The 368-nt window shown below is 42.1% G+C and carries 1 pseudogene; it reads right to left on the reverse strand.

Features of this window, described 5'->3' with window-relative positions:
* A pseudogene (locus ACWA1B_RS22405) lies at window positions 1–368 on the reverse strand (hypothetical protein); the annotation flags it as partial.

The raw sequence follows: 368 nt of genomic DNA on the forward strand, positions 1-368 counted from the left end.
CCCGGGTCGTAAACCAAGGTAGTCTGCGTCTCTGCGTCACCTACAAGATCCAATAAATTGATTGTATTCTCAACAGCATTCTCATCGGTATACTTAAGCGTATTTCCCGCCTGATCGTAAACTAGTTTTGTCAGGGACTGTTCGTTCTTAATAACATTGGTCAGCTCTGTCACAAAATTCGGGCTGTTCACAACCGTTGAGGCATTATTGACCACATCGCCAACTACGTCTATAGTAGTAGGGGTTTTGTCTTCGCTTGTATATAAATACGTCCCGTTATTATTATTGGCCAAAGTGGTAACTGTTTCTGAAGCTCCAACCAAATCAACAAGCTGAATCACTGTAGATGTACCATTCTCGCCATTATA

This window comes from Flavobacterium xizangense, assembly GCF_054075145.1.